Genomic DNA, 25185 nt, shown 5'->3' on the forward strand with positions numbered 1-25185 from the left:
CGTTCGGTGATTCGAACAACGTTCTAGCGTTCGCGGAGCGCAGAACGACTCGAGTGATGCCGCGGATCCGGCTCTGCCGGTCCGCTGGCATCGCCCCCTCGGGGGGCGCGCGCAGCGCGTAGGGGGGGGGGCCTTACAACAAGTTCCTGATCTGCGACTGCGCCTGCATCAGCGCGGGCAGGCAGCGCTCCTGCAGGTCGGCCATCGTCATGCGCGCCGCGTGCACACTGACGTTGATCGCTGCCAGCGTGTCGCCGCGCAGGTTCTTCAGCGGCACGGAGATCGTGCGCAGCCCCAGCTCGAGTTCCTGGTCGACCGAGGCATACCCCTGTGCACGGGCCCGGGCGATCTCGATGCGCAGGCGGTCCTTGTTGGTGACGGTGTGCGGCGTCAACGCGTCGAGCGACTGCTGGTCAAGCCACGCGTCGACGCGTTCCTGCGGCAGCGAAGCGAGCAGCACGCGGCCGTTGGCGGTGCAGTACGCCGGCACGCGCGAGCCGGGCTGCAGCGTGGCCGAGACCACGCGGCCGGCGGTGGTGGCCGCAATGCAGATCACGTCGGCCGCGTCGAGCACGCCGGCCGACGAGGCCTCCTGCAGGGTGTGCGCCAGCTTGTGCAGTTGCGGGTGCACGATGCGCGGCAGGCGCGCCGAATGGAAGTACGACTGTCCCAGGCGCAGCACCTTGGCCGACAGCGAGAACATGCGCCCGTCGTAGGTCACGTAGCCGAGCTGTGTCAGCGTCAGCAGGTAGCGGCGTGCGGCCGCGCGGGTCAGGCCGGTGCGTTGCGCCACTTCGGTCATCGACAGGCGCGACTGCTCCTGGTCGAAGGCTTCGATCACCGAGAGGCCCTTGTCCAGGCCGGCAATGAAATCTCGTTTCTGGATGGTGAAGGGGGTGTCCATGGGGCGGGATAAAAAGGGGAGCGAGACACTTCGTTCCCATGCCGAACCCGGTGTGCGCGCGGTTTGCGCGGCCGGCGCACGGCAAAGGACGAAACTGCTTGTTGGTCGGACCAATATAGCCTAGATTCGCACGAAAGTTCGGAATCCATACATTTGTGCGTTTATCGCGCTACCCGGCCGTGTGGCCCGTGACGATTTGCACAGTTCAGGCCGCGGCAGTCCGCGATATTCCCGTTTCTCGCTTCCTGTGCTCGACCTCATGTCCTCACTCGCTTTTGAAGGTTTTCTGTCGACGCCCGAGATGCTCGACGTGTTCAACGAGACCTCGGTGACCCAGGCGATGATGGATTTCGAGGCCGCGTTGGCGCGCGCGCAAGCGGCGCAGGGGCTGATGCCGGCTGCCGCAGCGCAGGCCATCACGGGGGTGTGCAAGGCCGAGCTGTACGACGTGCCGGCCATCGTCGGGCAGAGCGGCCGCGCCGGCAGTCTGGCGATCCCGCTGGTCAAGAAGCTCACCGAGACGGTGGCGCTGTTCGACAAGCAGGCGGCCGGCTACGTGCACTGGGGCAGCACCAGCCAGGACGTCATCGACACCGCGATGGTGCTGCTGACGCGGCGGGCACTCGCACTGATCGAACGCGACCTGACGGCGCTGATCCGTGACCTGCTGGTGCTGATCGAGCTGCACGCCGACACGCCGGTGCTCGCACGCACGTTGATGCAGCCGGCGCAGGTGGTCACGGTGGGCTACAAGCTGCTTGGCTGGGTGGCGCCGTTGCTGCGGCGACAGGCCCGTTTGCGCGACGCGGCCGGCCGCGCGCTGCGGCTGCAGTTCGGCGGTGCAGTCGGCACGTTGTCGGTGCTGGGCGAGGCGGGCCTCGACATTGCACGGCACATGGCCGACGAACTGCAGCTGAGACTGCCGCCGACCGCCTGGCACACGCAGCGCGACGACTGGGTGGCGTTGGGCGCGGAAGTCGGTGTGCTGTGCGGAGCACTCGGCAAGATCGCACGCGACCTGTCGCTGATGGCGCAAGGCGAGATCGGCGAACTGGCCGAGCCGTCAGGCAGCGGGCGCGGCGGTTCTTCGGCGATGCCGCACAAGCGCAACCCGGTGTCGTCAATGGTGGCGCTGGCCGCTGCGCTGCGGGCGCCGCAGCGGGTGGCCGCACTGCTGGCCGCGATGCCGCAGGAGCAGGAGCGAGGGCTGGGCAACTGGCAGGCGGAACTGGCCGAATGGGCCGGGCTGTTCATCTCGGCGCACGGCGCGGTGAAGGCGTTGTCCGAGGCCGCGGGCGGCCTGCAGGTCGACGCGGCGCGCATGCGCGAGAACATCGATGGGTTGCAGGGGCTGGTGTTTGCCGAGGCCGTGTCCATGCGCCTGGCGGCCGTGCTGGGCAAGTCGCGAGCGCACGCCTTGCTCGAATCGCTGGCGCAACGGGCGGTGGCCGAGCGGCGCCAGCTGCGCGAGCTCACACTCGAGGCCCTGCAAGACGAAGCAATGCTGCGCGACGCGGTGACGGCCGAACAGATCGACGCACTGTTCGACCTGTCGCGCGCCGCGCTGCCGGCGGCGCGCATCGTGCACCAGCAGTTGCCCGAACTCAAAAGAGAAGCCGCGGCGCTGGCCGGCAAGGATGGACAAGATGAATGACCGACAAGACGATTTCGACCGCGGGGTGCGCAACCGGCGTGCGGTGCTGGGCGATGCATGGGTGGACCGCTCGCTGGACAACGCCAATGCCTTCAATGCCGACTTCCAGTCGCTGATCACGCGCTACGCCTGGCATGACATCTGGGGCCGCCCGGGGCTGGACCATCGCACCCGCAGGCTGCTGGTGCTCGGCATGACGATCGCGCAAGGGCGCTGGGAAGAGTACGAGTTGCACTTGCGCGCCGCGGTCGAAGGCGGCGTGTCGCTGCAAGAGATCCAGGAGACGCTGATGCAGTCGGCCATCTATTGCGGCGTGCCGGCGGCCAACACCGCCTTCAAGCTCGCGATGAGCCTGCTGAAGGAGCTGGGCATGGAACTGCCCGCGCAGCCGCTGTCGGCGCAGCATCGCGCGTCGAGCCACCACACCTTCAGTGCGCCGCAACTGCACGTGCTGCGGCAGGGCCAGGGCCGGCCGGTGGTGCTGAGCCATGCACTGGGCATGGACGTCCACATGTGGGACGCCGTGGCGCCCGCATTGGCCCCGGACTGCGAAGTACTGCGCTATGACCACCGCGGGCACGGGCAGTCGGCGGCGCCTGCCGGGCCGTACTCGATGGACGACCTCGTCGACGACGCCGCCAGGCTGGTCCGCGAGTGGGGCCGCGGGCCGGTCGTGTGGGTCGGGCTGTCGATGGGGGGCATGGTGGGGCAGGGGCTGGCCGCGCGGCACCCCGAGCTGGTGCAGGCGCTGGTGGTCGCGAATTCGACTGCCCACTACCCGGATGCCGGCCGCCAGATGTGGGCCCAGCGCATCGCCACGGTCGAAAACCAGGGGCTGGGCGCGATCGCCGACGCGGTGATGGGCCGCTACTTTCATGAAGCCTTCCGGGCGGCACACCCCGAAGCCGAGGCCGCCGCGCGTGCCACGCTGCTGCGCACCGATGCGGCTGGCTACGTCGCGTGCTGTCATGCGGTGTCGCAGGTCGACTGGCGTGACGCCCTGCCGCGGCTCGGCTGCCCGACGCTGGTGATCGCCGGCGAGCAGGACCAAGGGGCGCCGGTGGCGATGTCCGAGGCGCTCGCCCAGGCGGTGCCCGGCGCTCGGCTCGAAGTGATCGCCCAAGCCTCGCACATCAGTGCGCTCGAGACGCCCGACGAGTTCGTGCGCCTGCTGCGCGGGTTCATCGACTCGCTGTGACGTCGCAGGTCAACGGGAAATGATCGACCCGTCGCGCGCCTTGCGCTGCAGTTGCAGGATGCCGTAGAGCAGTGCCTCTGCGGTCGGGGGGCAGCCGGGCACGTAGACGTCGACCGGGATGATGCGGTCGCAGCCGCGCACCACCGAATAGCTGTAGTGGTAGTAGCCGCCGCCGTTGGCGCACGAGCCCATCGAGATCACGTAGCGCGGCTCGGCCATTTGGTCGTAGACCCGGCGGATCGCGCGCGCCATCTTGTTGGTCAGGGTGCCCGCAACGATCATCAGGTCGGCATGGCGCGGGCTGGCGCGCGGGATCAGCCCGAAGCGATCCATGTCGTAGCGGGCACCGGCGGCATGCATCATCTCGACCGCGCAGCATGCCAGGCCGAAGGTCAGGTACCACAGGCTGTTGGCACGCGCTGCGTTGGCCAGCTCGTCCAGCCGCGCCAGCGCATAGCTGTCGCGCTCGAGGGTGGGAAAGCTCATGGCGGGGACTCGTCGAACGAAGACCCGGATGCTGGGCCACGAGGGCCGCTCAGGTCTTGTAGAAATCCGCCATGCCTGCGCCGATGCCGTCGGCTGCTACGGTGTCGACGCGAACTGCCACCCGTGAACGATGGGCCAGTGCTCGGGGTCGTTCGCCTGCAGGCGCAGCAGCAGCTCGCGCGGCGCCTGTCCGCTCAAGCGGCGGAACTCGTGGCTCATGTGCGCCTGGTCGCTGTAGCCGCCGGCCGCCGCCAACTGCGCCAACGACGCCACCGGCTGTTGCAGCGCGCGCAGCAGCGTCTGCTCGAAGCGCTGCACGCGTTGGAACTGCTTCGGCCCGAGGCCCAGCTCGGCCAGGAACAGCCGCTCGACCTGACGCGGGCTCCAACCCAGTCTGGAGGCCGCGGCGTGGATCGGCAGGGCGGCGTGGCGGTGCAACGCGAGTGCGCGTGTCCGGGTGTCGGCCCCGCCGGTCGATAGCTGGCGCCGCAGCGTCGCGAGCAGCAGCGCGACGCGTTCGAAGTCGCTGTGCGCGTCGGCGATCCGATGCAGGGCGCCAGGCCAGGCGGCGCCCCACAAGTCGGCGAGGTCGATCTCGATGTCCCGCAGGTGCTGCGCCGAGCAGCCGGCCAGCCGGGCCACGGCCGCCGGGTGCAGCAATGCCGAGACTGCCGTCAGGCGCCGCACCGTGCGGCTGACCTGAGGCTGCGAGCGGGGGCCGGTGAGCACGCCGCGCAGGCCGTCGAGCCGGGGCCCATGCGCTGCCGCGACGGAGCCGTCGAGGATGACCACGACGGCGCCTTCGACCATCGCCGGGAAGCGGTTCAGCGTGCCGGACGGCACCACGTCGACGCGCACGCCCAGCACCCAGGGACGCAGGTCTGCAGGGGCAGGAAGTTGCAGTGTCGGCATCGTGACGGGCGGGAACGGACCGGCCGATTATGGTGGGGCCGCGAGCCCCGCGGCGTCATCAGGTATCGTGCTCGCCCATGAGCGAGCTTTCCTTCTTCTGGCACGACTACGAAACCTTTGGCCGCGTGCCGCGCCGCGACCGTCCGGCGCAATTCGCCGGCATCCGCACCGATGCCGAGCTCAACGAGATCGACGCGCCGGTGATGCACTACTGTCAGCCGGCGCCTGACTTCCTGCCCGACCCCGAGTCCTGCCTGCTGACCGGCATCCTGCCGCAGGCCTGCCTCGCTCAAGGGCTGCCCGAGCACGCGTTCGCCGCGGCGATCGAGGCCCAAGTGGCCCGCCCCGGCACGGTGGCCCTCGGCTACAACACGCTGCGCTTCGACGACGAGGTCACGCGCCACCTGTTCTGGCGCAATCTGATCGACCCGTATGCGCGCGAGTGGCAGAACGAATGCGGCCGCTGGGACCTGCTGGACGTGGTGCGCTGCACGTGGGCGCTGCGCCCCGAGGGCATCGAGTGGCCGAAGCACGAAGACGGCCGACCGTCGTTCAAGCTGGAACACCTGAGTGCGGCCAACGGCCTGGTGCACGACGCCGCGCACGACGCGCTGTCCGACGTGCGCGCCACCATCGCGCTGGCCCGGCTCATCAAGACGCGCCAGCCCAAGCTGTGGGAGTTCTGCCTGCGCCTGCGCCGCAAGGAGGCCGTGATCGCCGAGATGGGCGTCGGCCGGCCCTTCCTGCACATTTCGGGCATGTACGGCACCGAACGTGGCGGCATCGCGGTCGTGTGGCCGCTGGCACCGCACCCGACCAACAAGAACGAGGTGATCGTCTGGGACCTGTCGCAGGACCCGTCGGAGCTGTTCACGCTCACGGCAGCGCAGGTGCGCGAACGCATGTTCACCCGCACCGAAGAGCTGCCCGAAGGCGTGGCCCGACTGCCGGTCAAGACCCTGCACCTCAACAAGTGCCCCATCGTGATCGGCAACCTGAAGACATTGAGCGCCGAGCGTGCAGCGCATTGGGGCATCGATGTCGACCAGGCGCTGCGCCATGCGCAGGTCGTGATGGCGAAGGGCGCCACGCTGGCGGGTCTGTGGCCCGAGGTATTCGCTCGCCCGGCGCCGGCCGAAGCGCCCGACGTCGACGAAGACCTGTACGGCGGTTTCATCGGCAACGAAGACCGCCGCCGGCTGCAGCGCCTGCGCGCGATGGGCCCGGAGCAACTGGCCGAGCGGCCGCCGTCGTTCGACGACGAGCGGCTGGAGGAGCTGTTCTTCCGGTACCGCGCGCGCAACTTTCCCGGCTCGTTGAGCGAGGCCGAGCGCGAGCGCTGGCTGCAGCACTGCCATGCGCGCCTGCACGAGGGGGTGGGCGGGGCGCTGACGCTGCAGGCCTACTTCGAGCGCATCGACGCGCTCGGCGAGTCGATGGCCGACGACGAACGCGCGCAGGACATCCTGGGCGCGCTGTATGACTACGGCGAGCAGCTCGGCGAAGCCAGCATGACCCCGTGAGTCAGGGCACGCCGAGGCGCAGCAGCGAGCCGCGCGTCAGCACGTAAAGCGCGCCGTCCAGGCCCACGCGCAGGTCGACCGGGTTGCCGCTGACCCGCGCGAACATGTAGGCCGCGTTGCCGTTGGCCAGGTCCAGCCGGCCGACGTAGTTGCTCGCGTAGTCGGCGAAGTAGTAGCTGTTGCGATAGCCGGCCGGGAAGCTGCCGCTGGCCGGGTAGAACGCGCCACCGGCGATCGCGAAGCCGGTGAAGAAACCGCCGGCGCCCGAGCCCGGCGGCGACGTGTCGCTGTGCCGGTAGGCGAACAGCGGGGCGGTCACGCCGCCGGCGCCGGTCGGCCCCTCGGTCTGCGGCCAGCCGTAGTTGGCGCCGGGCGCACCGACGTTGACCTCTTCCCAGGTGTTCTGCCCGACGTCGTTGATGTGCAGCCGGCCGGTGCCGGCTTGCACCGCGAACGTGAACGGGTTGCGCAGTCCGTAGGCCCAGATCGCGCGCGCCAGCCCGCTGCGGCTGCCATAGAACGGGTTGTCGCTCGGGATGCTGCCGTCGTCGTTGAAGCGCAGGATCTTGCCGAACGGGTGGTCGAGGTCTTGCGCGTGTGCGCTGTCGGCGTTGTCGCCGACCGCCACGTACAGCTTGCCGTCGCTGCCGAAATGCATCGCGCCGCCGTTGTGGTTGGTGGCACTCGACAGGTCGGGCAGGTTCACCAGCACGGTCTCTGCGCCGGCGGCCACGTCGCCGTTCGCGACGAAGCGGCTGATACGGTTGCGCGTACCGCCTTGCGTGGTCGTGTAGTGCACGTAGACCCAGCCGTTGCTGGCGAAGTCCGGGTGCAGCGCGACGCCGATCAGGCCGCGTTCGCCGCTGGAGTCGACCGCGAGCTGCACGAACGGCGTCGACAGCAGGGCGCCGTTCTTCACGACGCGCAACTGCCCGCCCTGCTGGGCGACGAAGAAGCGGCCGTCGGGTGCCTGCGCGAAGGCGGTCGCGTTGCTCAGGCCGCCGGCGTAGGTGGTCCGGATAAAACCCTGCGGCAGGTCGGCCGTGTTGTTGTCGAAGCGCACGGTGGCGCTGGCCCAGGCGGACACGTTGCCGGCAGCGTCGTGTGCGCGGGCGCGCACCACATGCTGCCCGCGCGCATGCGCGGCGGTGTCCAGGCTCGCCTGGTAGGGCGCTGCGGTGTCTGCCGCGCCGATTGCCATGCCGTCGACCTGGAACTCGACCCGGGCGACGCCGACGTTGTCGCTGGCAGTGGCGCGCACGGTGAGGCTGCCGGTGAGGCCGGTGGCCAGCTGCGCCGGTGCGGTGAGCGTCACGCTGGGTGCCTGCGTGTCGTTGCTGCCGGCAGGCGCGATCTCGATGGCGACGCTGGCGCTGGTGGTGGTCGCGCCGTCGTCGTCAGTGGCGCGGGCGCGCAGCGTGTAGCTGCCGGCGGCGGTGGGGGTCCAGTTGAGCGAGTACGGCGCGCTGCTGTCGGTGCCCAGCACGTTGCTGCTTTCGAGGAAGGCCACGCTGGCGACGCTGCCGTCGCTGTCGCCGGCCGTGGCAGCCAGCGACACCGGCATGCCCACCGTGCCGGTGGCCGGCGCACTGAGGCTCACGCTCGGCGCCTGGTTGCCGGCAGGGCCAGCGTCGGTGTAGGTGGCGGTGTAGGTGGTGTTCGCGCTCGGCGTGGACACGGTGTGGTTGCGTGTGCCGCCGTCGCTCCAGTGGCTGAAGGTCCAGCGCCGGCCGTTCGCCACCTGTTCGGCCGGTGCGCCGAGGTCGCGTTCGATGCCGACCACACCGGACAGCGTGACCGGCGCATCGACCGGTTGTCCGTCGAGCGTCAACTGCAGGCCCTGGCCGGCGGGGGCCGCGGCCAGCGTGATCTGCGACTTCTGTGGCTGCACGTCGCGCGTGACGGTCACCGAGCGGCCGTCGCTGTCGGTGGCGCGCAGGTGAAAGCGGTACCAGATGTTGTCCGAGGTCTCGCCGCGCACCGGGATGTCGGCGCCGCCGCTGCCACCGGTCGTTTCCTGCACGAAGGGGTGCGTGTGGGTGTCGTGGTGCAGCTCGGCCCACCAGGTCAGGGCACTGTCGGGCAAGGCACCGTCTTCGGGGTCGTTGGCCTGCCCGCTGAAGTCGATGCGGTCGCCGGCCCGGAAGGTGTCGCCCTCGGCGGGGCTGGCGATCACCGGCACCGGCGGCTGGTTGCCGTCGCCGCCGGAGCCGCCGCCGCAGCCGGCGATGAACAAAACCTGCAGGCAGGCAAGGGCGGCGAGCAGGCGCCGGCCGGCGTGTCGAAGGGCCATCTCAGTTTCCTCCTGTCACCGCGACCGGACGCCCGGTGCGACGCTGGTTGTCATCTTGCGCCCAAGGCCGAACGGCCGGCAATGCCGGAGCGTTGCCAGGAGCGCTCCTCGGGGGCGAGGGCGACAGCGCGCAGGAAGCGTGCCGCGCTGCGCTGGTGACAGCAGGTATCGAGGCGGCCGCAGCACCGCGGCGGCAGACTTGCGAAGCCGGGAGGCGGGTCTCGGGTCGACTCAGACGCGTTCGAGTATGACCGCGATGCCCTGGCCGACGCCGATGCACATCGTGCACAGCGCGTAGCGGCCGTTGCTGCGGTGCAGCTGGTTGACCGCAGTGGTCGCCAGCCTGGCGCCCGAAGCGCCGAGCGGATGGCCCAGCGCGATCGCGCCGCCGTTCGGGTTGACGCGCGGGTCGTCGTCCTTGACGCCCAGGTCGCGCAGCACCGCCAGGCCTTGCGCGGCGAACGCCTCGTTCAGCTCGATCACGTCGATCTGGTCGAGCGACAGGCCGGTCAGCTCGAGCACCTTGCGCGTGGCAGGCGCAGGGCCGATACCCATGATGCGCGGCGGCACGCCGGCGGTGGCCATGCCGACGACGCGAGCGCGCGGCGTGAGGCCGTGACGGGCGGCGGTCTTTTCGTCGGCCAGCAGCAGCGCGCAGGCACCGTCGTTGACACCGGATGCATTGCCTGCGGTCACGGTGCCGTCGGGTCGCACGACACCCTTGAGTTTCGCCAGCGCTTCCATCGAGGTTTCGCGCGGGTGCTCGTCGCGGCTCACGACTACAGGGTCGCCCTTCTTCTGCGCGATCGTCACCGGCGCGATCTCGGCGTCGAAGTAGCCGCTCTTCTGCGCCGCCACCGCCTTGAGCTGCGATGCCAGTGCCATGCGGTCCTGGTCTTCGCGGCTGATCTTGAAGTCGGTGGCGACGTTCTCGGCCGTCTCCGGCATCGAGTCGACGCCGTACTTCGCCTTCATCAGCGAGTTGACGAAGCGCCAGCCGATGGTGGTGTCGTAGATCGCCGCGTTGCGGCTGAAGGCGGTCTCGGCCTTGCCCATCACGAAAGGCGCGCGGCTCATGCTCTCGACACCGCCGGCGATCATCAGCGTGGCTTCACCGGCCTTGATGGCGCGTGCCGCGGTGCCCAGCGCGTCGAGGCCGGAGCCGCACAGCCGGTTGATGGTGGCGCCCGGCACGTCGACCGGCAGCCCGGCCAGCAGTGCGGCCATGCGGGCGACGTTGCGGTTGTCTTCGCCGGCCTGGTTGGCGCAGCCGTAGATCACGTCGGTCAAAGCGGCCCAGTCGGCCCGGGGGTTGCGCGCCATCAGCGCGGCAAGCGGGACCGCACCCAGGTCATCGGTGCGGACCGAGGAGAGCGAGCCGCCGTAGCGGCCGAACGGGGTGCGGATGGCGTCGCAGATGTAGGCTGGGTTCATGGCGGTGTCCTGTGGTGTCTTGCAAGGCGGGTTTCAAGCCGGACCACCCTAAGGCGGCGGGCGGCGCCTGTCTGTCTCGTCGGCAGCAGGCGTGCCGCAGTCGTGCTGCGGTGCAGTCGGTTCAGCGCGCATCGACCAGCGCAATGCCGGTCAGCCGCTGCAGTTCGTCGAAGGCCAGGCCTTCGACGCAGTCGATCACTTTCGCGCCATCGGGTGCGAGGTCGATCACCGCCAGGTCGGTGTAGACCCGGCTCACGCACCCGATGCCGGTGAGCGGGTAGGTGCAGCGTTCCACCAGCTTGCTCTGCCCGTTCTTGGTCAGGTGTTCCATCATCACGTAGGTCTTCTTCGCGCCGATGGCCAGGTCCATCGCGCCGCCGACTGCGGGGATCGCGTCGGCTCCGCCGGTGTGCCAGTTGGCCAGGTCGCCGCCGGCACTCACCTGGAAGGCGCCGAGCACGCACACGTCGAGGTGGCCGCCGCGCATCATCGCGAAGCTGTCGGCGTGGTGGAAGTAGCAGCCGCCCGGCAGCAGCGTGACCGGCTGCTTGCCGGCATTGATCAGGTCGTAGTCCTCGTCACCGGGCGCCGGGGCCGGGCCCATGCCCAGCACGCCGTTCTCGCTGTGCAACACCACCTCGCGATCACCCGGCAGATGGTTGGCCACCAGGGTCGGCAGGCCGATGCCGAGGTTCACGCAGGCGCCCTCGGGAATGTCGCGTGCGACACGCGCGGCCATCTCGTCGCGGGTCCATTTGGCGCTGCTCATGCGGTCTCCTTTCTGGCGAAGCCGCCGGCCTGCGTGACGGTACGTTCGACCTTCACGACGCGGTGCACGAAGATGCCGGGCGTCACCACCGCTTCGGGGTCGATGGCGCCGAGCGCCACGATCTCGGGCACTTCCACCACGGTGCACTTCGCGGCGCTGGCCATGATGGGGCCGAAGTTGCGCGCGGTCATGCGGTAGCTCAGGTTGCCCCAGCGGTCGGCGCGTTCGGCCTTGATCAGCGCCAGATCGGCGTGGATCGGGTACTCCAGCACGTAGTGGCGGCCGTTGATTTCGCGCGTCTCCTTGCCTTCCGCGAGCAGGGTGCCGTAGCCGGTCGGCGTGAAGAAGGCGCCGATGCCGGCGCCGGCCGCCCGGATGCGCTCGGCCAGGTTGCCTTGCGGTACCAGTTCCAGCTCGAGCCGGCCGCTGCGGTACAGCGCGTCGAAGACATGGGAATCGACCTGCCTCGGGAACGAGCAGATGATCTTGCGCACCCGGCCCGTCTTCAACAGCGCGGCCAGGCCGGTGTCACCGTTGCCCGCGTTGTTGTTCACGATCGTGAGGTCTTTCGCGCCCTGCGCGATCAGCCCCTCGATCAGGTGGTTGGGGATGCCGGCGGTGCCGAAACCGCCGATCATCACGGTGGCGCCGTCGGGTACGTCGGCGAGCGCGGCGGCCACCGAGGGGGAGATCTTGTCGATCATGGTCGCTTAACGAACAAGTGGTGGTGAGATTGGCTTTTGTTCTTATAATGAACAGAGGTTCTATATAAGAACAAGTGTAGCCCATCCGACCCCGCTGCACCATTCCAATACAGGGAGAGCCATGTCTGCCATTGCCCACAACACGCCGGCGCCTCGCCAGGAGCCCGGCGATAGCTACGTGCAGTCTTTTGCGCGCGGGCTTGCGGTCGTGCGCACGTTCAGCGCCGAAGCGCCCGCACAGACCATCACCGAGGTGGCCGAACGCGCCGGGCTGACCCGCGCCGGCGCGCGCCGCATCCTGCACACGCTGCAGCATCTCGGCTACGTGGAGACCGAAGGCCGGCTGTTCCGCCTGACGCCCAAGATCCTCGACCTCGGCTTCGCCTATCTCAGCTCGCTGCCGCTGTGGAACCTGGCCGAACCGGTGATGGAAGAGCTGGTGCAGGACATCAAGGAGTCCTGCTCGGCCGCGGTGCTGGACAGCACCGACATCGTCTACGTGCTGCGCGTGCCGACGCACAAGATCATGGCGATCAACCTGGGCGTCGGCAGCCGGCTGCCCGCGTTCTGCACGTCGATGGGTCGCGTGCTGATGGCCGGCCTGCCGGACGACGTGCTACAGGCGCGGCTGGCGCAGAGCGATCTGCAGCCGCGCACGCCCAAGACGGTGACGGATCCGGCGCGCCTGCGCGAACTGATCGAGCAGGTGCGGTTGCAGGGTTGGGCACTGGTGACCGAGGAACTCGAAGAGGGGCTGGTGTCGCTGGCTGCGCCGATCCGCGGTCGCGCCGGCGAAACCGTCGCGGCCATCAACGTCAGCGGCCAACAGCACCGCACGCCGCCGGTCGTGATGCTCGAGCGCTTCCTGCCCAAGCTGCTGAAGGCCGCCAACGACATCAGCGCGATGATCGGCGGGCGCAGCTGAGAGCCGTCGAGACCGGTCGGTCCGCGGCCGGGCCCCCGCCCCGCTCGGGAAACCGGCACTGCAGTTTCAGGGGCTGACCGGCAGTGCGTTGCCCGTCTTGGCGACCTCGAGCACCACGTGCGTGGTGAAACTGCGCACGTTGGCATCACCCTGCAGGTGGTCGCGGGCGAAGCCCTCGTACGCCGGCAGGTCGGGCAGTACCAGCACCAGCACATAGTCGACGCTGCCCGCCGTCGCATAGCACTGCTGCACTTGCGGCAACGTGCACATGCGCTGGCGGAAGCGGTCGATGGCCGCCTGGCCTTCGTCGATCAGGTCGACCGTGACGATCGCCGTCAGTTGCAGGCCCAGGGCCTTGCGGTCGAGCGCAGCCGTTTCCGCGCGGATCACGCCGGCTTCGCGCAACCGTTTCAGCCGGCGTTGCACTGCAGCGGCCGACAGGCCGATGTCGGCGCCGATCGCTTCAGCGGCAATGCGGGTGTCGTGCTGGTAGCGCGCGAGGATGCGGCGGTCGAGATCGTCGAGGTCTGGCGTCATCTGGAAGGAGCGTAATGCGGACGGGCCGCGCCGATGATGCCAAAGATGCGGCGCATCGCCCGGCGGCGCTGCCCACAATGCATCGCATGAACGACACGCTGCCCCACCACCGCTTGTCGCTGGCTCGTATCGAGCAGGCGGCCCGGACCATCGATCCTGTCTTCCTCCAGACACCGCAGTTCGAATGCGAGCCCTTGTCGCAGGCCCTGGGCTGCCGGCTGACGCTGAAACTGGAAACAGGCAACCCGATCCGCAGCTTCAAGGGGCGCGGCGCCGACTGTTTCGTCAAGAGCGATGCACGGGTGCGGCCCGGCACAACGCTGGTGTGCGCGACTGCCGGCAACTGGGGGCAGGCGCTGGCCTGGGTGTGCCGCGCGCGGGGGCTGGCGCTGATCGTCTACTCCGCGACGACCGCCAACCCGCTGAAGTTGCAGCGCATGCGCGAAATGGGCGCCGAGGTGCGGCTGCACAGCGAGGACTTCGATGCGGCGAAAGCCGAAGCCCGGCGTTTTGCCGAGGCAGCGGGCGCGCTGTTCGTCGAAGACGGCCGCGAAGCGTCGATCGCCGAAGGCGCCGGGACCATCGGCCTGGAACTGCTGCAGCACGGCGAGCGTTTCGATGCCGTGCTGCTGCCGCTCGGCAACGGTGCCCTGTTGACCGGTGTGGCGCGCTGGATGAAGGCGCACAGCCCGGTGACCCGGGTCATCGGCATCAGCACCCGCGGCGCCGACGCGATGGAGCGGTCCTGGCGCGAGGGACGGGTGGTCGAGCGCGCCTCGGTCGACACGATCGCCGACGGCATCGCGGTGCGCGTGCCGGTGCCCGAGGCGGTGCAGGACATGCAGGGGCTGGTCGACGACGTGGTGCTGGTGGACGACGCGGAGGTCGTCTCCGCCATGCGGCTGTTGTTCGACCACGGCGGGCTGCTGGTCGAACCCGCCGGGGCGGTGGGCGTGGCCGCTGTCTGTGCCGACCCGCCGCGCTGGCGCCAGGCTCGCATCGCGACCGTGCTGTGCGGCAGCAACCTCACGGCCGAGCAGATCGACCGCTGGTTGCGCTGAAGCGCGCGCACGCCGACTACTTCGCCCCCAGTCGCTGCGACACGGCGCGCGCGCAGGCCTGCAGCGCCAGCGAAACGCCGCCGTCCCATGCGGTGTCGAAGGTCCCCGACGGGCCGATCGCGGTGACCGCCATCACCATGGCGCCGTTGTGATCGAACACCGGCGCCGACATCGCGCTGACGCCGTCAATCACCGAGTCCTGTGAACGGCTCATGCCGTGCGCGCGCACTTCGGCCAGCTGCTTCTCGAATTCCTTCCAGCTGGGCAAGGGCGGCGGCGGCGGGTTGCCAGGGCCGACCCGCTCGCGCAGGCCGGCCTTTTCGCGCCGGCGTTCTTCTTCCAGCAGGGTCCTGACGGTTTCCACCGGCATGTAGGCGCCGAACAGCCGGCCCGATGCGGTGTCGGTGATCGAGATCACCGTGCCGTGGCGCATTGTCACGTGCACGGCGGCGGGCGACTCCTCCATGCGCACGATCGTCGGCCCGCGGGTGCCCCACACCGCGATCGCCACCGTGTGGCCGATGCGCTGCGACAGCTCGGCGATCAACGGTGTGGCGATGCGCACCGGGTCGGCCTGCTGCAGTGCGATCAGGCCGAGCTGCAGTGCCAGCGGCCCCAGCCCGTAGCGGCCGCTCGCCTCGTCCTGCTCGATCAGGCCCAGCTTGCCGAAGCTCACCAGGTATGGGTGGGCCTTGGCCGGGACCATGCCTGCCTCGCGCGCGAGGTCTTTCAGTGCCATCGGCCGGCCGTGGTGCGCCAATGCCAGCAGCAGCTGGCCGCCCACTTCGACGCTCTGGATCCCCCGCCGGTCCTTGTCGTTCTTGTCGTCTTCCACGCAGTGCCTTGTCGGTAAAGAAGCGCTCGAGGGCGGCAAATCTAGGGGTTTTCCCTGGAGGTGCCGCCATGCTCGCGGATAGCGTTAGACATTAGCAAACGAGTTAACTAACATCAACCTGGAATTCGATATACACAAAAAAGTTCGCCAAAGTTTAATCTGACGCAAGCGCATCAGGAGTCCATCGATGAGCAGCAAAGCCTTTGCCAGCCAGGCCGACCTGGAAGAAAAGCAGGTCAGCTTCACCAAGCTTTCCGACAACGCCTATGCCTACACGGCCGAGGGCGACCCCAACACCGGCGTCATCGTAGGCGACGACGCGGTGATGGTGATCGACACGCAGGCGACGCCTGCGATGGCCGCCGACGTGATCCGCCGCATCCGCGAGGTTTCGACCAAGCCGATCAAGTACGTGGTGCTGAGCCACTACCACGCCGTGCGGGTGCTCGGCGCATCGGCCTACCGGCCGGAGCACGTCATCGCCAGCCAGGACACCTACGAGCTGATCGTCGAGCGCGGCGAGGCCGACAAGGCCAGCGAAATCGGACGCTTCCCGCGCCTGTTCCGTAACGTCGAGACGGTGCCGGCGGGCCTGACCTGGCCCACCCTCACCTTCACCGGCAAGATGACGCTGTGGCTGGGCAAGCTGGAAGTGCAGCTGCTGCAGGTGGGCCGCGGGCACACCAAGGGCGACACCATCGCGTGGCTGCCGCAGCAGAAGATCCTGTTCTCGGGCGACCTGGTCGAGTTCGACGCCACGCCCTATGCCGGCGACGCGTACTTCAAGGACTGGCCGCAGACACTGGACAACCTGGCCGCGCTGAAGCCCGAGAAGCTGGTGCCCGGCCGCGGCGCCGCGCTCACCACGCCCGAACAGGTGCAGCAAGGCCTGGCCGGCACGCGCGCCTTCATCGCCGACGTGTATGCCAGCGTGCAAGAGGGCGTGAAGGCCGGCAAGGATCTGAACGCGGTCTACAAGGACACCTACGCGAAGCTCAAGCCCACCTACGGCCACTGGGTCATCTTCGACCACTGCATGCCCTTCGACGTGACGCGCTGCTACGACGAGGCGACGCAGTATGCCGATCCGCGCATTTGGACCGCCGAGCGCGACCGTCAGATGTGGCTCACCCTGGAAGGCTGAGGCGAGGCCGTCATGCCGCAGACAAGCATGGGCGCGCCGGTCGACTACCAGGCGCTCGAATTCGCCTATCGACGCTGTGCCGACCAGGACCCGCAGGCGTGCGCGCACCATCCGGTGGTGGTGGTCGGCGCCGGCCCGGTGGGCCTGAGCCTCGCGATCGACCTGGCGCAGCAGAACGTGCCCGTGGTGCTGCTCGACAACGACTGCAGGCTGTCGACCGGCTCGCGTGCGATCTGTTTCGCCAAGCGCACGCTGGAGATCTTCGACCGCCTGGGCTGCGGCGACCGCATGGTGGCCAAGGGCGTGTCATGGAACGTCGGCAAGGTGTTTTTCCGGCACGAGCAGATCTACCAGTTCGACCTGCTGCCCGAGAGCGGCCACGAACGCCCGGCCTTCATCAACTTGCAGCAGTACTACTGCGAGGGCTATCTGGCCGAGCGGGCGATGGCGCTGCCGCTGATCGACATGCGCTGGAAGAACAAAGTGGTGGCGGTGGAGCCGCAGGGGGACCGGGTGCTGCTGACCGTCGAGACGCCGGACGGCACTTATCGCCTGCAGGCCGACTACGTCGCTGCATGCGACGGCTCGCGGTCCTCGGTGCGCCAGATGGTCGGGCAGGAGAGCAAGGGCCGTGTCTTCCAGGACCGCTTCCTGATCGCCGACGTGCGCATGAAAGCGCACAGCCCGGCGTCGGGCCGCGCCGAGCCGGGCGACCGCCCTCCCGGGGGGCAGCACGACAGCGAAGCTGCAAGCGCGGCGGCCCGGGGGTTCCCGGCCGAGCGCTGGTTCTGGTTCGACCCGCCGTTCCACCGCAACCAGAGCGTGCTGCTGCACATGCAGCCCGACGGCGTGTGGCGCATCGACTTCCAGCTCGGCTGGGGCGCCGACCCGGAAGAGGCCAGGAAGCCCGAGAACGTGATCCCGCGTGTGAAGGCGCTGCTGGGCGAGGACGTGCCGTTCGAGCTGGAGTGGGTCAGCGTCTACACCTTCTCGTGCCTGCGCATGGAGCGCTTCCGCCACGGCCGCGTGCTGTTTGCCGGCGATGCGGCGCACCTGGTGTCGCCGTTCGGCGCGCGCGGGGCCAACTCCGGCGTGCAGGATGCCGAGAACCTGGCCTGGAAGCTGGCGCTCGTGCTGCGCGGGCAGGCCCCCGACGCGCTGCTCGACAGCTATGCCCAGGAGCGCGAATACGCCGCCGACGAGAACATCCGTCATTCGACGCGCGCGACCGATTTCATCACCCCCAAGAGCGAGATCAGCCGCCTGTTCCGCGACGCGGTGCTCGACCTTGCGAAGGACCATGCCTTCGCGCGCAGCCTGGTCAACAGCGGCCGCCTGTCGGTGCCGGCCACCTTGCACGGGTCGTCGCTGAATACCGTGGACGGCGACGAGTTCGTCGGGCGCCTGGTGCCCGGTGCACCCGCGTGCGATGCACCGGTGCGACGTCTCACCGACGGGCACGACACGTGGTTCCTGCGGCAGCTTGGCAGCGGTGTCTTCACGGCCGTCGTGTTCAGCGGCGGTGCCCAGACTGCGTCTTGGGTGCGGGCCGTGCAGGCTGCCGCCCGCGGCCTGGTGCCGCTCGACATCGTACTGGTCGTGCCACCGGGCCAGGCCGCGCCCGACGTGCCCGACACCTTGCCGCTGCTCGACAGCGAAGGCCTGCTGCACCGTCGCTACGACGCGCGGCCCGGCACGGTGTATCTGCTGCGTCCCGACCAGCACGTTTGTGCGCGCCTGCGCCACGCCGATGCCGCTCCCCTGCAAACCGCGCTGCGCCGCGCGCTGTGCCTCGAATGAGGTTGCCATGGACCTGATCACCGCCCCGCACCTCGACGCACCCGACGACTTCTACGAAGCGCTGATCGACATGCATCGCGATCTCACCGTCGCGCAAAGCCACGAACTCAACGCGAAGCTGGTGCTGCTGCTGGCCAACCACATCGGGCACGAAACGGTGCTCCGGCAGGCGCTGGAGGCTGCGCGTGCGAGTGTCCTGAAAACCGCTGCCGCCACCGCGCAGCCTACTGTCTGAATCGACGCCATGACGAAACCGACCCCGTCCTACCTCACCGGCTTCGGCAACGAGTTCGCGACTGAAGCGGTCGCCGGTGCCTTGCCTCAGGGACGCAACAGCCCGCAGCGGGCGCCGTTCGATCTCTACCCGGAGCTGATCTCCGGCACGGCCTTCACCGCGCCGCGTGCCGCCAATCGCCGCACTTGGCTGTATCGCCGCCAGCCGTCCGTCGTCAGCGGCGGCTACCAGGGCTACACCCAGCCGTTCTGGCGCACGGGGGCCGCGGGCGGCGTGCCGACGCCGCCCGAGCCCCTGCGCTGGAGCCCGTTCGCGATTCCCGATGCGCCGGCCGACTTCGTCGACGGCATGCGCACGGTGGTGGCCAACGGCGACCCCGAGGCGCAGACCGGCGTGGCCGTGCATGTCTACCTCGCCAACCGCTCGATGCTGCGCCGCGCGTTCGTCAACGCCGACGGCGAGATGCTGCTGGTGCCCCAGCACGGCCGGCTGCACATCACCACCGAGCTTGGCGTGATGGACGTCAAGCCCGGTGACGTCGCGCTGGTGCCGCGCGGCATGGCCTTCAAGGTCGAGCTGCCGGACGGCCCGTCGCGCGGCTATGTGTGCGAGAACTACGGCGCCTTCTTCCGCCTGCCCGAGCTGGGGCCGATCGGCTCGAACGGCCTGGCCAACGCGCGCGACTTCTGCACACCGGTGGCGGCCTTCGAAGACAGCCCGGGCAACTATGAGCTGATCAAGAAGTACGGCGGCACGTTGTGGACGGCGCCGATGCGGCAGTCGCCGTTCAACGTCGTCGCCTGGCACGGCAACCTGGTGCCGTTCAAGTACGACACCGCGAATTTCATGACCATCGGTTCGATCAGCCACGACCACCCCGATCCGTCGATCTTCACGGTGCTGACGTCGCCATCGGACACGCCGGGCACCGCCAACTGCGACTTCGTGATCTTCCCGCCGCGCTGGATGGTGGCAGAGGACACCTTCCGCCCGCCGTGGTACCACCGCAACCTGATGAGCGAGTTCATGGGCCTGGTCTACGGCCAGTACGACGCCAAGCCCGAAGGCTTCAAGCCCGGCGGTGCCTCGTTGCACAACTGCATGGTGCCGCACGGTCCGGACGAAGAGGCCTACGAGAAGGCCAGCACGGCACCGCTGGCACCGCACAAGCTCGACAACACGCTCGCCATCATGTTCGAAAGCCGCTATCGCTTCATCCCGACCGAATTCGCGATGACCGGTGGCGCGCTCGACACTCGCTATGCCGAGTGCTGGCAAGGCCTGCAAGACCAGTTCAAGGGGACCTGATGGACCGCATCGACGACACCCACGACGCCAGCCTCGAGAGCTGGGTCGACAGCGCGAATGCGCACGACACCGACTTTCCGATTCAGAACCTGCCGCTCGGCGTGTTCCGTCGCGCGGGCAGCAGCGAGAGCTTTCGCCCAGGCGTCGCGATCGGCGACCAGGTGCTGGACCTGCTGGTCGCGCGCGATGCCGGCGCGCTGCCGGCCGCCGTGGCCGACACCCTGGCTGGCTGCGAACGCGGCGAGCTGAACGCCTTCATGTCGCAGGGCCGCGCGGTGCGTGTCGCGCTGCGCCGGGCGCTGTCGCAGGGCCTGCGCCGCGGCAGTGCGCTGCAGGCCCGGATGCAGGGCGGCCTGGTGGCGCAAACCGAGGTCGAGCACGCGCTGCCGTGCCGTATCGACGGCTACACCGATTTCTACACCGGCATCCACCACGCCACCGCGGTCGGCAAGCTGTTCCGCCCCGACAACCCGCTGCTGCCGAACTACAAGTGGGTGCCGATCGGCTACCACGGGCGCACCTCGTCGATCGGCGTCAGCGGCCAGGCCTTCCACCGGCCGCAAGGACAGACCAAGGGAGCCAGCGACACGCCCGATTTCGGCCCTTGCAAGCGGCTCGACTACGAGCTGGAACTGGGCGCCTTCGTCGGCACCGGCAACCCGCTCGGCCGTCCGGTCGGCATGGCCGAGGCCGAGGAGCACCTGTTCGGCCTGGTGCTGCTGAACGACTGGTCCGCGCGCGACCTGCAGGCCTGGGAATACCAGCCGCTGGGCCCCTTCCTCGCAAAGAACTTCGCGACCACGATCTCGCCATGGATCGTCACGATGGAAGCGCTGGAGCCCTTCCGCACCCGCTTCGAGCGGCCGGCCGGCGACCCGCATCCGATGCCGTATCTCGATTCGGCATTCAACCGCGAGCGCGGTGCGATCGACCTGGAACTCGAAGTGTGGCTGCAGACCGCCGCCATGCGTGAGGCCGGCATCGGTCCCGAGCGGCTGATGCAGTCCAACTTCAAGGACGCCTACTGGACCGTCGCGCAGATGCTGGCTCACCACACCGTCAACGGCTGCAACCTGCAGCCCGGCGACCTGCTCGGTTCCGGCACCCAGTCCGGCCCCGATATCGGGCAGGGTGGTTCGCTATTAGAACTAACGTGCGGTGGTCAAAAACAGGTGCGATTGGCGAACGGGGAGGCTCGCACTTTCCTGCTCGATGGAGATACTGTGCTGCTGCGGGCCCAGGCCCGGCGTGCCGGTTTCCGGCGCATCGGGTTCGGGGACTGCGCCGGCACCGTGCTGCCCGCCATGGCCTACTGAATGAGCCCGATTTCGCTGCTGAGAGACAGAGAAGCCCGTCGCTTCCGAACATGCCACTAGGAGACTGATAGCCATGAACAAGACCCTCAAACTCTGCGCATTCGCGTTCGCCGCGCTGGCGACCAGCCTGGGCGCACAGGCCCAGGAAGTGACGCTGAAGGTGCACCACTTCTGGCCGGCACCCGCGATGCCGCCGACCAAGATCCTGCAGCCCTGGTGCGACAAGATCGCCGCGGAGTCGAACAACCGCATGAAGTGCCAGATCTTCCCGTCGATGCAGCTGGGCGGCACGCCGCCGCAGTTGATCGACCAGGCCAAGGACGGCGTCGTCGACATCGCCTTCACGCTGCCGGGCTATACGGCAGGGCGCTTCCCGATCATGGAAGTGTTCGAGCTGCCCTTCATGACCAACTCGGCCGAAGCCGGTGCCAAGGCCGCGTGGGACTTCTATAGCAAGTACGGCCAGAAGGAGTTCCCGGGCATCAAGCCGCTGATGTTCAGCATCCACGACGAAGGCTACCTGCATACGCGCACCAAGCAGATCAAGACGATGGCCGATCTGCGCGGGCTGAAGTTCCGTGCGCCGACGCGCATGACGAACAAGCTGCTGGCCAGCCTGGGCGCGACACCGGTCGCGATGCCGCTGCCTGCAGTGGCCGAGGCGGTCAACAAGGGCGTGATCGACGGCTTCCTGCTGCCCTGGGAGGTGATCCCCTCGGTCAAGCTGCACGAGATGGTGAAGTTCCATTCCGAGACCGACGAGAGCCGGCCGGCGCTGTACTCGGCGGTGTTCATCCTGGCGATGAACCAGGCCAAGTACGACAGCCTGCCCGCCGACCTGAAGGCCGTCATCGACCGCAACAGCGGCGCCGGCCTGTCGGCCACCGCCGGCAAGATCTGGGACGAGAGCCAGGCCGTGGGGCGCAAGCCGGCCGTCGACCGCGGCAACACCTTCTACAAGATCCCGGCGGCCGAAGTGGACAACTGGATCAAGGCCTCTGCGCCGCTGTACGACGAGTGGATCGCCAACATGGACAAGGCCGGCCTGCCGGGCAAGCAGATGCTGCAGGACGCGCGCGACCTGCTCGGCAAGTACAAGAAGTGATCCAGGCGCGGGCAGCCGCGCTTTCATGTTCCGGTATCCCCGGGATGCAGTACGCGGCACAGTGACGGGGCGACGCCAGCAGGTGCTGCCGTCGCCCCCGGAGTTTTCATGCTGACCTTCCTACGCATCACGGCGCAACTGTTCGCGCTGGTGGCGGGCCTGTGCGCAAGCGCGGTCGCCTTTCTCACGGTGGCCAGCATCGCCGGCCGCTCGTTCTGGTCGTCGCCGATCCAGGGCGACATCGAGCTGACGCAGTTCGGCATCGCACTGTGTATCTCGCTGTGCCTGCCGTGGTGCCAGCTCCATGGCGGCAACATCATCGTCGACTTCTTCACCGTGCGCGCCGCGCGCCGCACGCAGCGCCTGCTCGACGGCGTCGGCGCCGTGCTGCTGTCGGCGATGATGGCGCTGCTCGCGTGGCGCACGGCCGTGGGCGCCGAATCGGTGATGCAGTCGAACGAGACGTCGATGATCCTCGGCCTGCCGATGTGGATCGTCTACGCGGTGCTGGCGCCGGGCTTCGCGCTGACGCTGGCCATTGCGCTGTTCCAGGCGTGGCACCACTTGCGCAATCGTGCCTGGCCGGAGGTCGCAGCATGAGCGGCACGACCATCGGCATCACGATGTTCGCTGCGATGCTGGCGATGATGGCGCTGCGCGTGCCGATCGCCGCGGCGATGTTCATTCCCGGCGCGGTGGGCTACTGGGCCATGACCAGCGACCTCGCGCTGCTCAATACGCTCAAGGGCTCGGCCGTGGCGCGGCTCACCGTCTATGACCTGTCGGTGATCCCGTTGTTCCTGCTGATGGGCCAGTTCGCCACGCAGGGCGGCCTGTCGCGCGCCTTGTTCAAGGCCGCAGCGGCTTTCATCGGCCACATCCGGGGCGGCCTCGGCATGGCGGCGGTGCTCGCAGCCGCCGCCTTCGGCGCGGTGTGCGGCTCGTCCGTGGCGACCTCGGCCACGATCGCGCAGGTCGCGTACCCCGAGATGAAGTCGCACGGCTATGCCGGGCGGCTGTCGACCGGGGTGCTGGCCACCAGCGGCTCGCTCGGCATCCTGATCCCACCGTCGGTGCCACTCGTCGTCTACGCCATCCTCACCGAGCAGAACATCGCGAAGCTGTTCGCCGCGGCGTTCGTGCCGGGGCTGCTCGCCGCGCTGGGCTACGTTGTCGTGATCGCGATCTATTGCCGCGTGCGGCCCGACCTGGCGCAGCCGTCCGAGCCGATGCCGTGGAGCGAGCGCTGGAAGGCGCTGCTCGGCGTGTGGCCGATCGCGACCATCTTCGTCGTCGTGTTCGGCGGCATCTACTTCGGGTACTTCACGCCCACCGAGGGTGCGGCAGTCGGTGCCATCGGCACCTTCATCGCCGGCATCGCAACGCGCGAACTGACGCTGCACGGCGTCAAGCGCTCCTTCCTCGGCATGGCCGAGACGTCGGCGATGGTCTTCATGATCTTCCTCGGCGCCGACATGATGAACGCGTCGCTCGCATTGACGCAGATGCCGGCCAACCTGGCGCAATGGGTGTCGGGGCTGGACATCGCGCCGCTGGTCATCGTCGGCTGCGTGCTGGTGTTCTACGTAATCCTCGGCTGCGTGATGGACGAGCTGTCGATGGTGCTGCTGACCATCCCGGTGCTGTTTCCGGCCATCATGGGGCTGGAGCTGTGGGACCTGGGCCAGCAGGACAAGGCGATCTGGTTCGGCATCCTGGTGCTGATGGTGGTGCAGATCGGCCTGGTCGCGCCCCCGGTGGGGCTGAACGTCTACGTCGTCAACAGCATCTGCAAGGACGTGCCGATGGCCGAGACCTACAAGGGCGTGCTGCCCTTCCTGGTCAGCGACGTGCTGCGTGTGCTGGTGCTGCTGTTCGTGCCGGGCCTGAGCCTCGGCGCCGTGTGGTGGCTGTTCAACTGACGCGCAGCCGCGCCAGCATTTCGTCCAGCGCTTCAGCCTGCTCGAGCGCGTCGTCCAGCGTCCAGCGCAGCGGTTCCTCGCCGCGGACGGCGCGCTCGAAGTGGGCGGCCATCAGCATGTAGTGGTCCACCGGCGCGAAGCGCTCGGTGCGCTGCTCGTCGCCGACGCAGACGTGCAGCTCCGCTTCGACGTTCTTCGCAACGAACGGGTTGGGCAGGCGCAGCCGGCCGCGCGAGCCGATCGCTTCGAAGTGAACGTCCAGCCCCGGCAGCGTGAAGCCGCAGTCCAGGTGAGCGACCACGTCGCCGAAACCGAGCACCGCGTGTGCCAGAACATCGGCGCCCCCCGGGCCGAGCCGGCCCCAGGCTCCGCGGACCTGCGGCCGGGTGCCGGCCAGCAGCCGCATCAGGCTCAAGGGATAGACGCCGACGTCATACAGCGCGCCGCCGCCGAGGGCGGGGTCCCAGCGGCTGTCGTCCGGCTTGTCGAGCCGGAAGCCGAAGCTACCGCGCATCAGCTGCAATTCGCCCAGCTCGCCGCTGCGCACGATCTCCCGCACGCGGTCGATCTGAGGATGGTAGCGGTACATGAAGGCCTCGTGCACCAGCCTGCCCGTACGTGACTGGGCCTGCTGCATGCGGCGCACTTCACCGGCGTTCAACGCCAGCGGCTTCTCGCACAGCACGTGCTTGCCGGCTTCGATCGCTGCCAGCGTCCACGGCAAGTGGGCGCTGTTGTGCAGACCGATATAGACGGCGTCGATGTCGTCGCGCCGCAGCAGTTCCGCGTAAGGCAGGGCATGGTCGATGCCATGGCGTTCGGCCAGCCGGCGCCCGCGCTCGACGTCGCGGCACCCGAGCGCGACGATCGCAGCGCCGCGGGCACGCAGCGCTGGTATCAGCGCGCCTTCGGTGATGCGCCCGGCGCCGAGCAGGCCCCAGCGCACAGGAGAGGGGGAGGTGTCGCTCATGACGGTCGATTGTGGCCGCCGGGAGTTACGTCGCGGTATCGAACGGCAACCACCTCGCTTTCCGCAGCGGCGCCGCCCCGGGGCGAAGGCCGGGCTGCGGCGCGATGGTGCGTTCCCGCGCACGGGTTTGGATCGGCACGGGCCGCATGC

Annotated in this window: 23 protein-coding genes; 13 read left to right on the plus strand and 10 right to left on the minus strand. The window is 68.9% G+C overall.

The features are described 5' to 3' along the window. Nucleotides 1-133 precede the first annotated feature (133 nt). Nucleotides 134-904 carry an IclR family transcriptional regulator domain-containing protein gene (locus tag M8A51_RS03700; protein ID WP_251776775.1) on the minus strand — a complete coding sequence of 257 codons (771 nt, stop codon included), beginning with the start codon at nt 902-904 and terminating at the stop codon, nt 134-136. A gap of 259 nt (nt 905-1163) precedes the next feature. Between M8A51_RS03700 and pcaB the strand changes: the two genes are divergently transcribed. Then, nucleotides 1164-2558, plus strand: coding sequence for a 3-carboxy-cis,cis-muconate cycloisomerase (gene pcaB, locus M8A51_RS03705; RefSeq protein WP_251776776.1), 1395 nt, complete (start codon nt 1164-1166; stop codon nt 2556-2558). Then, entirely contained in the window at nt 2551-3756 is a 1206-nt protein-coding gene (gene pcaCD / locus M8A51_RS03710; protein WP_251776777.1) for a bifunctional 4-carboxymuconolactone decarboxylase/3-oxoadipate enol-lactonase PcaCD, read from the plus strand. The genes pcaB and pcaCD overlap by 8 nt, the downstream gene beginning before the upstream one ends. Before the next feature lie 9 nt (nt 3757-3765). On the opposite strand, the gene M8A51_RS03715 is transcribed toward pcaCD, so the two are convergent. After that, nucleotides 3766-4242 carry a NuoB/complex I 20 kDa subunit family protein gene (locus M8A51_RS03715; protein WP_251776778.1) on the minus strand — a complete coding sequence of 159 codons (477 nt, stop codon included), beginning with the start codon at nt 4240-4242 and terminating at the stop codon, nt 3766-3768. A gap of 96 nt (nt 4243-4338) precedes the next feature. Further along, the gene (locus M8A51_RS03720) at nt 4339-5154 is read right to left on the minus strand and encodes a helix-turn-helix transcriptional regulator (protein WP_251776779.1); all 816 of its coding nucleotides are present in this window, start codon (nt 5152-5154) and stop codon (nt 4339-4341) included. A 77-nt stretch (nt 5155-5231) separates the two neighbouring features. Here M8A51_RS03720 and sbcB point away from each other — a divergent pair, with 77 nt between their 5' ends. Next, the gene (gene sbcB / locus M8A51_RS03725) at nt 5232-6677 is read left to right on the plus strand and encodes an exodeoxyribonuclease I (RefSeq protein WP_251776780.1); all 1446 of its coding nucleotides are present in this window, start codon (nt 5232-5234) and stop codon (nt 6675-6677) included. A gap of 1 nt (nt 6678) precedes the next feature. On the opposite strand, the gene M8A51_RS03730 is transcribed toward sbcB, so the two are convergent. The 4 genes from M8A51_RS03730 to M8A51_RS03745 all read right to left on the minus strand — a co-directional run bounded on the left by M8A51_RS03730 (nt 6679) and on the right by M8A51_RS03745 (nt 11877). After that, nucleotides 6679-8970, minus strand: a complete 2292-nt coding sequence (locus M8A51_RS03730; protein WP_251776781.1) for a PQQ-dependent sugar dehydrogenase — start codon at nt 8968-8970, stop codon at nt 6679-6681. A gap of 231 nt (nt 8971-9201) precedes the next feature. Further along, nucleotides 9202-10404, minus strand: a complete 1203-nt coding sequence (gene pcaF / locus M8A51_RS03735; RefSeq protein ID WP_251776782.1) for a 3-oxoadipyl-CoA thiolase — start codon at nt 10402-10404, stop codon at nt 9202-9204. Between the two features lie 121 nt (nt 10405-10525). After that, nucleotides 10526-11173 carry a 3-oxoacid CoA-transferase subunit B gene (locus tag M8A51_RS03740; RefSeq protein WP_251776783.1) on the minus strand — a complete coding sequence of 216 codons (648 nt, stop codon included), beginning with the start codon at nt 11171-11173 and terminating at the stop codon, nt 10526-10528. Continuing rightward, nucleotides 11170-11877: a 3-oxoacid CoA-transferase subunit A gene (locus tag M8A51_RS03745; RefSeq protein ID WP_251776784.1), complete on the minus strand. Its 708-nt coding sequence runs from the start codon at nt 11875-11877 to the stop codon at nt 11170-11172. The genes M8A51_RS03740 and M8A51_RS03745 overlap by 4 nt, the downstream gene beginning before the upstream one ends. Before the next feature lie 121 nt (nt 11878-11998). Here M8A51_RS03745 and M8A51_RS03750 point away from each other — a divergent pair, with 121 nt between their 5' ends. Continuing rightward, entirely contained in the window at nt 11999-12802 is an 804-nt protein-coding gene (locus M8A51_RS03750; protein ID WP_251776785.1) for an IclR family transcriptional regulator, read from the plus strand. Nucleotides 12803-12868: 66 nt separating this feature from the next. Here the strand turns inward: M8A51_RS03750 and M8A51_RS03755 are convergent, their stop codons facing one another. After that, a complete protein-coding gene (locus tag M8A51_RS03755) occupies nt 12869-13339 on the minus strand; it encodes an Lrp/AsnC family transcriptional regulator (protein ID WP_251776786.1) in 471 nt (156 codons plus the stop codon). A gap of 86 nt (nt 13340-13425) precedes the next feature. On the opposite strand from M8A51_RS03755, the gene M8A51_RS03760 reads away from it, so the two are divergent. Further along, nucleotides 13426-14400 (plus strand): threonine ammonia-lyase, encoded by a 975-nt coding sequence (locus tag M8A51_RS03760; RefSeq protein WP_251776787.1) that lies wholly within the window; start codon nt 13426-13428, stop codon nt 14398-14400. Between the two features lie 16 nt (nt 14401-14416). Here M8A51_RS03760 and M8A51_RS03765 read toward each other — a convergent pair whose 3' ends face one another. Next, the gene (locus M8A51_RS03765) at nt 14417-15235 is read right to left on the minus strand and encodes an IclR family transcriptional regulator (RefSeq protein WP_251776788.1); all 819 of its coding nucleotides are present in this window, start codon (nt 15233-15235) and stop codon (nt 14417-14419) included. Nucleotides 15236-15422: 187 nt separating this feature from the next. Between M8A51_RS03765 and M8A51_RS03770 the strand changes: the two genes are divergently transcribed. The 8 genes from M8A51_RS03770 (at nt 15423) to M8A51_RS03805 (ending at nt 24065) form a co-directional block, all read left to right on the plus strand. Continuing rightward, on the plus strand, nt 15423-16379 hold the full coding sequence (locus M8A51_RS03770) for an MBL fold metallo-hydrolase (RefSeq protein ID WP_251776789.1): 957 nt from the start codon (nt 15423-15425) through the stop codon (nt 16377-16379). A 12-nt stretch (nt 16380-16391) separates the two neighbouring features. After that, nucleotides 16392-18179, plus strand: coding sequence for an FAD-dependent oxidoreductase (locus tag M8A51_RS03775; RefSeq protein ID WP_251776790.1), 1788 nt, complete (start codon nt 16392-16394; stop codon nt 18177-18179). 7 nt (nt 18180-18186) lie between these two features. Next, the gene (locus M8A51_RS03780) at nt 18187-18414 is read left to right on the plus strand and encodes a DUF2783 domain-containing protein (RefSeq protein WP_251776791.1); all 228 of its coding nucleotides are present in this window, start codon (nt 18187-18189) and stop codon (nt 18412-18414) included. A 9-nt stretch (nt 18415-18423) separates the two neighbouring features. Continuing rightward, nucleotides 18424-19722: a homogentisate 1,2-dioxygenase gene (hmgA, locus tag M8A51_RS03785; protein WP_251776792.1), complete on the plus strand. Its 1299-nt coding sequence runs from the start codon at nt 18424-18426 to the stop codon at nt 19720-19722. Then, nucleotides 19722-21038 carry a fumarylacetoacetase gene (gene fahA / locus M8A51_RS03790; RefSeq protein WP_251776793.1) on the plus strand — a complete coding sequence of 439 codons (1317 nt, stop codon included), beginning with the start codon at nt 19722-19724 and terminating at the stop codon, nt 21036-21038. The genes hmgA and fahA overlap by 1 nt, the downstream gene beginning before the upstream one ends. Nucleotides 21039-21111: 73 nt before the next feature. After that, entirely contained in the window at nt 21112-22143 is a 1032-nt protein-coding gene (locus M8A51_RS03795; protein WP_251776794.1) for a TRAP transporter substrate-binding protein, read from the plus strand. 108 nt (nt 22144-22251) lie between these two features. Next, entirely contained in the window at nt 22252-22743 is a 492-nt protein-coding gene (locus M8A51_RS03800; protein WP_251776795.1) for a TRAP transporter small permease, read from the plus strand. Beyond that, on the plus strand, nt 22740-24065 hold the full coding sequence (locus M8A51_RS03805) for a TRAP transporter large permease (RefSeq protein WP_251776796.1): 1326 nt from the start codon (nt 22740-22742) through the stop codon (nt 24063-24065). The genes M8A51_RS03800 and M8A51_RS03805 overlap by 4 nt, the downstream gene beginning before the upstream one ends. Here the strand turns inward: M8A51_RS03805 and M8A51_RS03810 are convergent. Then, complete coding sequence (locus M8A51_RS03810) at nt 24058-25035, minus strand: Gfo/Idh/MocA family protein (protein ID WP_251776797.1); 978 nt, start codon at nt 25033-25035, stop codon at nt 24058-24060. The two genes, M8A51_RS03805 and M8A51_RS03810, sit on opposite strands and share 8 nt — an antisense overlap. Nucleotides 25036-25185: the final 150 nt, after the last annotated feature.

It is taken from the genome of Caldimonas mangrovi (genome assembly GCF_023721835.1).
Classification (GTDB): domain Bacteria; phylum Pseudomonadota; class Gammaproteobacteria; order Burkholderiales; family Burkholderiaceae_C; genus Caldimonas; species Caldimonas mangrovi.

Excerpts from the sequence above, each read along its gene's own strand:
- M8A51_RS03700 (WP_251776775.1), bottom strand. The coding sequence starts at position 904 with ATGGACACCCCCTTCACCATCCAGAAACGAGATTTCATTGCCGGCCTG.
- pcaB (WP_251776776.1), top strand. The coding sequence starts at position 1,164 with ATGTCCTCACTCGCTTTTGAAGGTTTTCTGTCGACGCCCGAGATGCTC.
- pcaCD (WP_251776777.1), top strand. The coding sequence starts at position 2,551 with ATGAATGACCGACAAGACGATTTCGACCGCGGGGTGCGCAACCGGCGT.
- M8A51_RS03715 (WP_251776778.1), bottom strand. The coding sequence starts at position 4,242 with ATGAGCTTTCCCACCCTCGAGCGCGACAGCTATGCGCTGGCGCGGCTG.
- M8A51_RS03720 (WP_251776779.1), bottom strand. The coding sequence starts at position 5,154 with ATGCCGACACTGCAACTTCCTGCCCCTGCAGACCTGCGTCCCTGGGTG.
- sbcB (WP_251776780.1), top strand. The coding sequence starts at position 5,232 with ATGAGCGAGCTTTCCTTCTTCTGGCACGACTACGAAACCTTTGGCCGC.
- M8A51_RS03730 (WP_251776781.1), bottom strand. The coding sequence starts at position 8,970 with ATGGCCCTTCGACACGCCGGCCGGCGCCTGCTCGCCGCCCTTGCCTGC.
- pcaF (WP_251776782.1), bottom strand. The coding sequence starts at position 10,404 with ATGAACCCAGCCTACATCTGCGACGCCATCCGCACCCCGTTCGGCCGC.
- M8A51_RS03740 (WP_251776783.1), bottom strand. The coding sequence starts at position 11,173 with ATGAGCAGCGCCAAATGGACCCGCGACGAGATGGCCGCGCGTGTCGCA.
- M8A51_RS03745 (WP_251776784.1), bottom strand. The coding sequence starts at position 11,877 with ATGATCGACAAGATCTCCCCCTCGGTGGCCGCCGCGCTCGCCGACGTA.
- M8A51_RS03750 (WP_251776785.1), top strand. The coding sequence starts at position 11,999 with ATGTCTGCCATTGCCCACAACACGCCGGCGCCTCGCCAGGAGCCCGGC.
- M8A51_RS03755 (WP_251776786.1), bottom strand. The coding sequence starts at position 13,339 with ATGACGCCAGACCTCGACGATCTCGACCGCCGCATCCTCGCGCGCTAC.
- M8A51_RS03760 (WP_251776787.1), top strand. The coding sequence starts at position 13,426 with ATGAACGACACGCTGCCCCACCACCGCTTGTCGCTGGCTCGTATCGAG.
- M8A51_RS03770 (WP_251776789.1), top strand. The coding sequence starts at position 15,423 with ATGAGCAGCAAAGCCTTTGCCAGCCAGGCCGACCTGGAAGAAAAGCAG.
- M8A51_RS03775 (WP_251776790.1), top strand. The coding sequence starts at position 16,392 with ATGCCGCAGACAAGCATGGGCGCGCCGGTCGACTACCAGGCGCTCGAA.
- M8A51_RS03780 (WP_251776791.1), top strand. The coding sequence starts at position 18,187 with ATGGACCTGATCACCGCCCCGCACCTCGACGCACCCGACGACTTCTAC.
- hmgA (WP_251776792.1), top strand. The coding sequence starts at position 18,424 with ATGACGAAACCGACCCCGTCCTACCTCACCGGCTTCGGCAACGAGTTC.
- fahA (WP_251776793.1), top strand. The coding sequence starts at position 19,722 with ATGGACCGCATCGACGACACCCACGACGCCAGCCTCGAGAGCTGGGTC.
- M8A51_RS03795 (WP_251776794.1), top strand. The coding sequence starts at position 21,112 with ATGAACAAGACCCTCAAACTCTGCGCATTCGCGTTCGCCGCGCTGGCG.
- M8A51_RS03800 (WP_251776795.1), top strand. The coding sequence starts at position 22,252 with ATGCTGACCTTCCTACGCATCACGGCGCAACTGTTCGCGCTGGTGGCG.
- M8A51_RS03805 (WP_251776796.1), top strand. The coding sequence starts at position 22,740 with ATGAGCGGCACGACCATCGGCATCACGATGTTCGCTGCGATGCTGGCG.
- M8A51_RS03810 (WP_251776797.1), bottom strand. The coding sequence starts at position 25,035 with ATGAGCGACACCTCCCCCTCTCCTGTGCGCTGGGGCCTGCTCGGCGCC.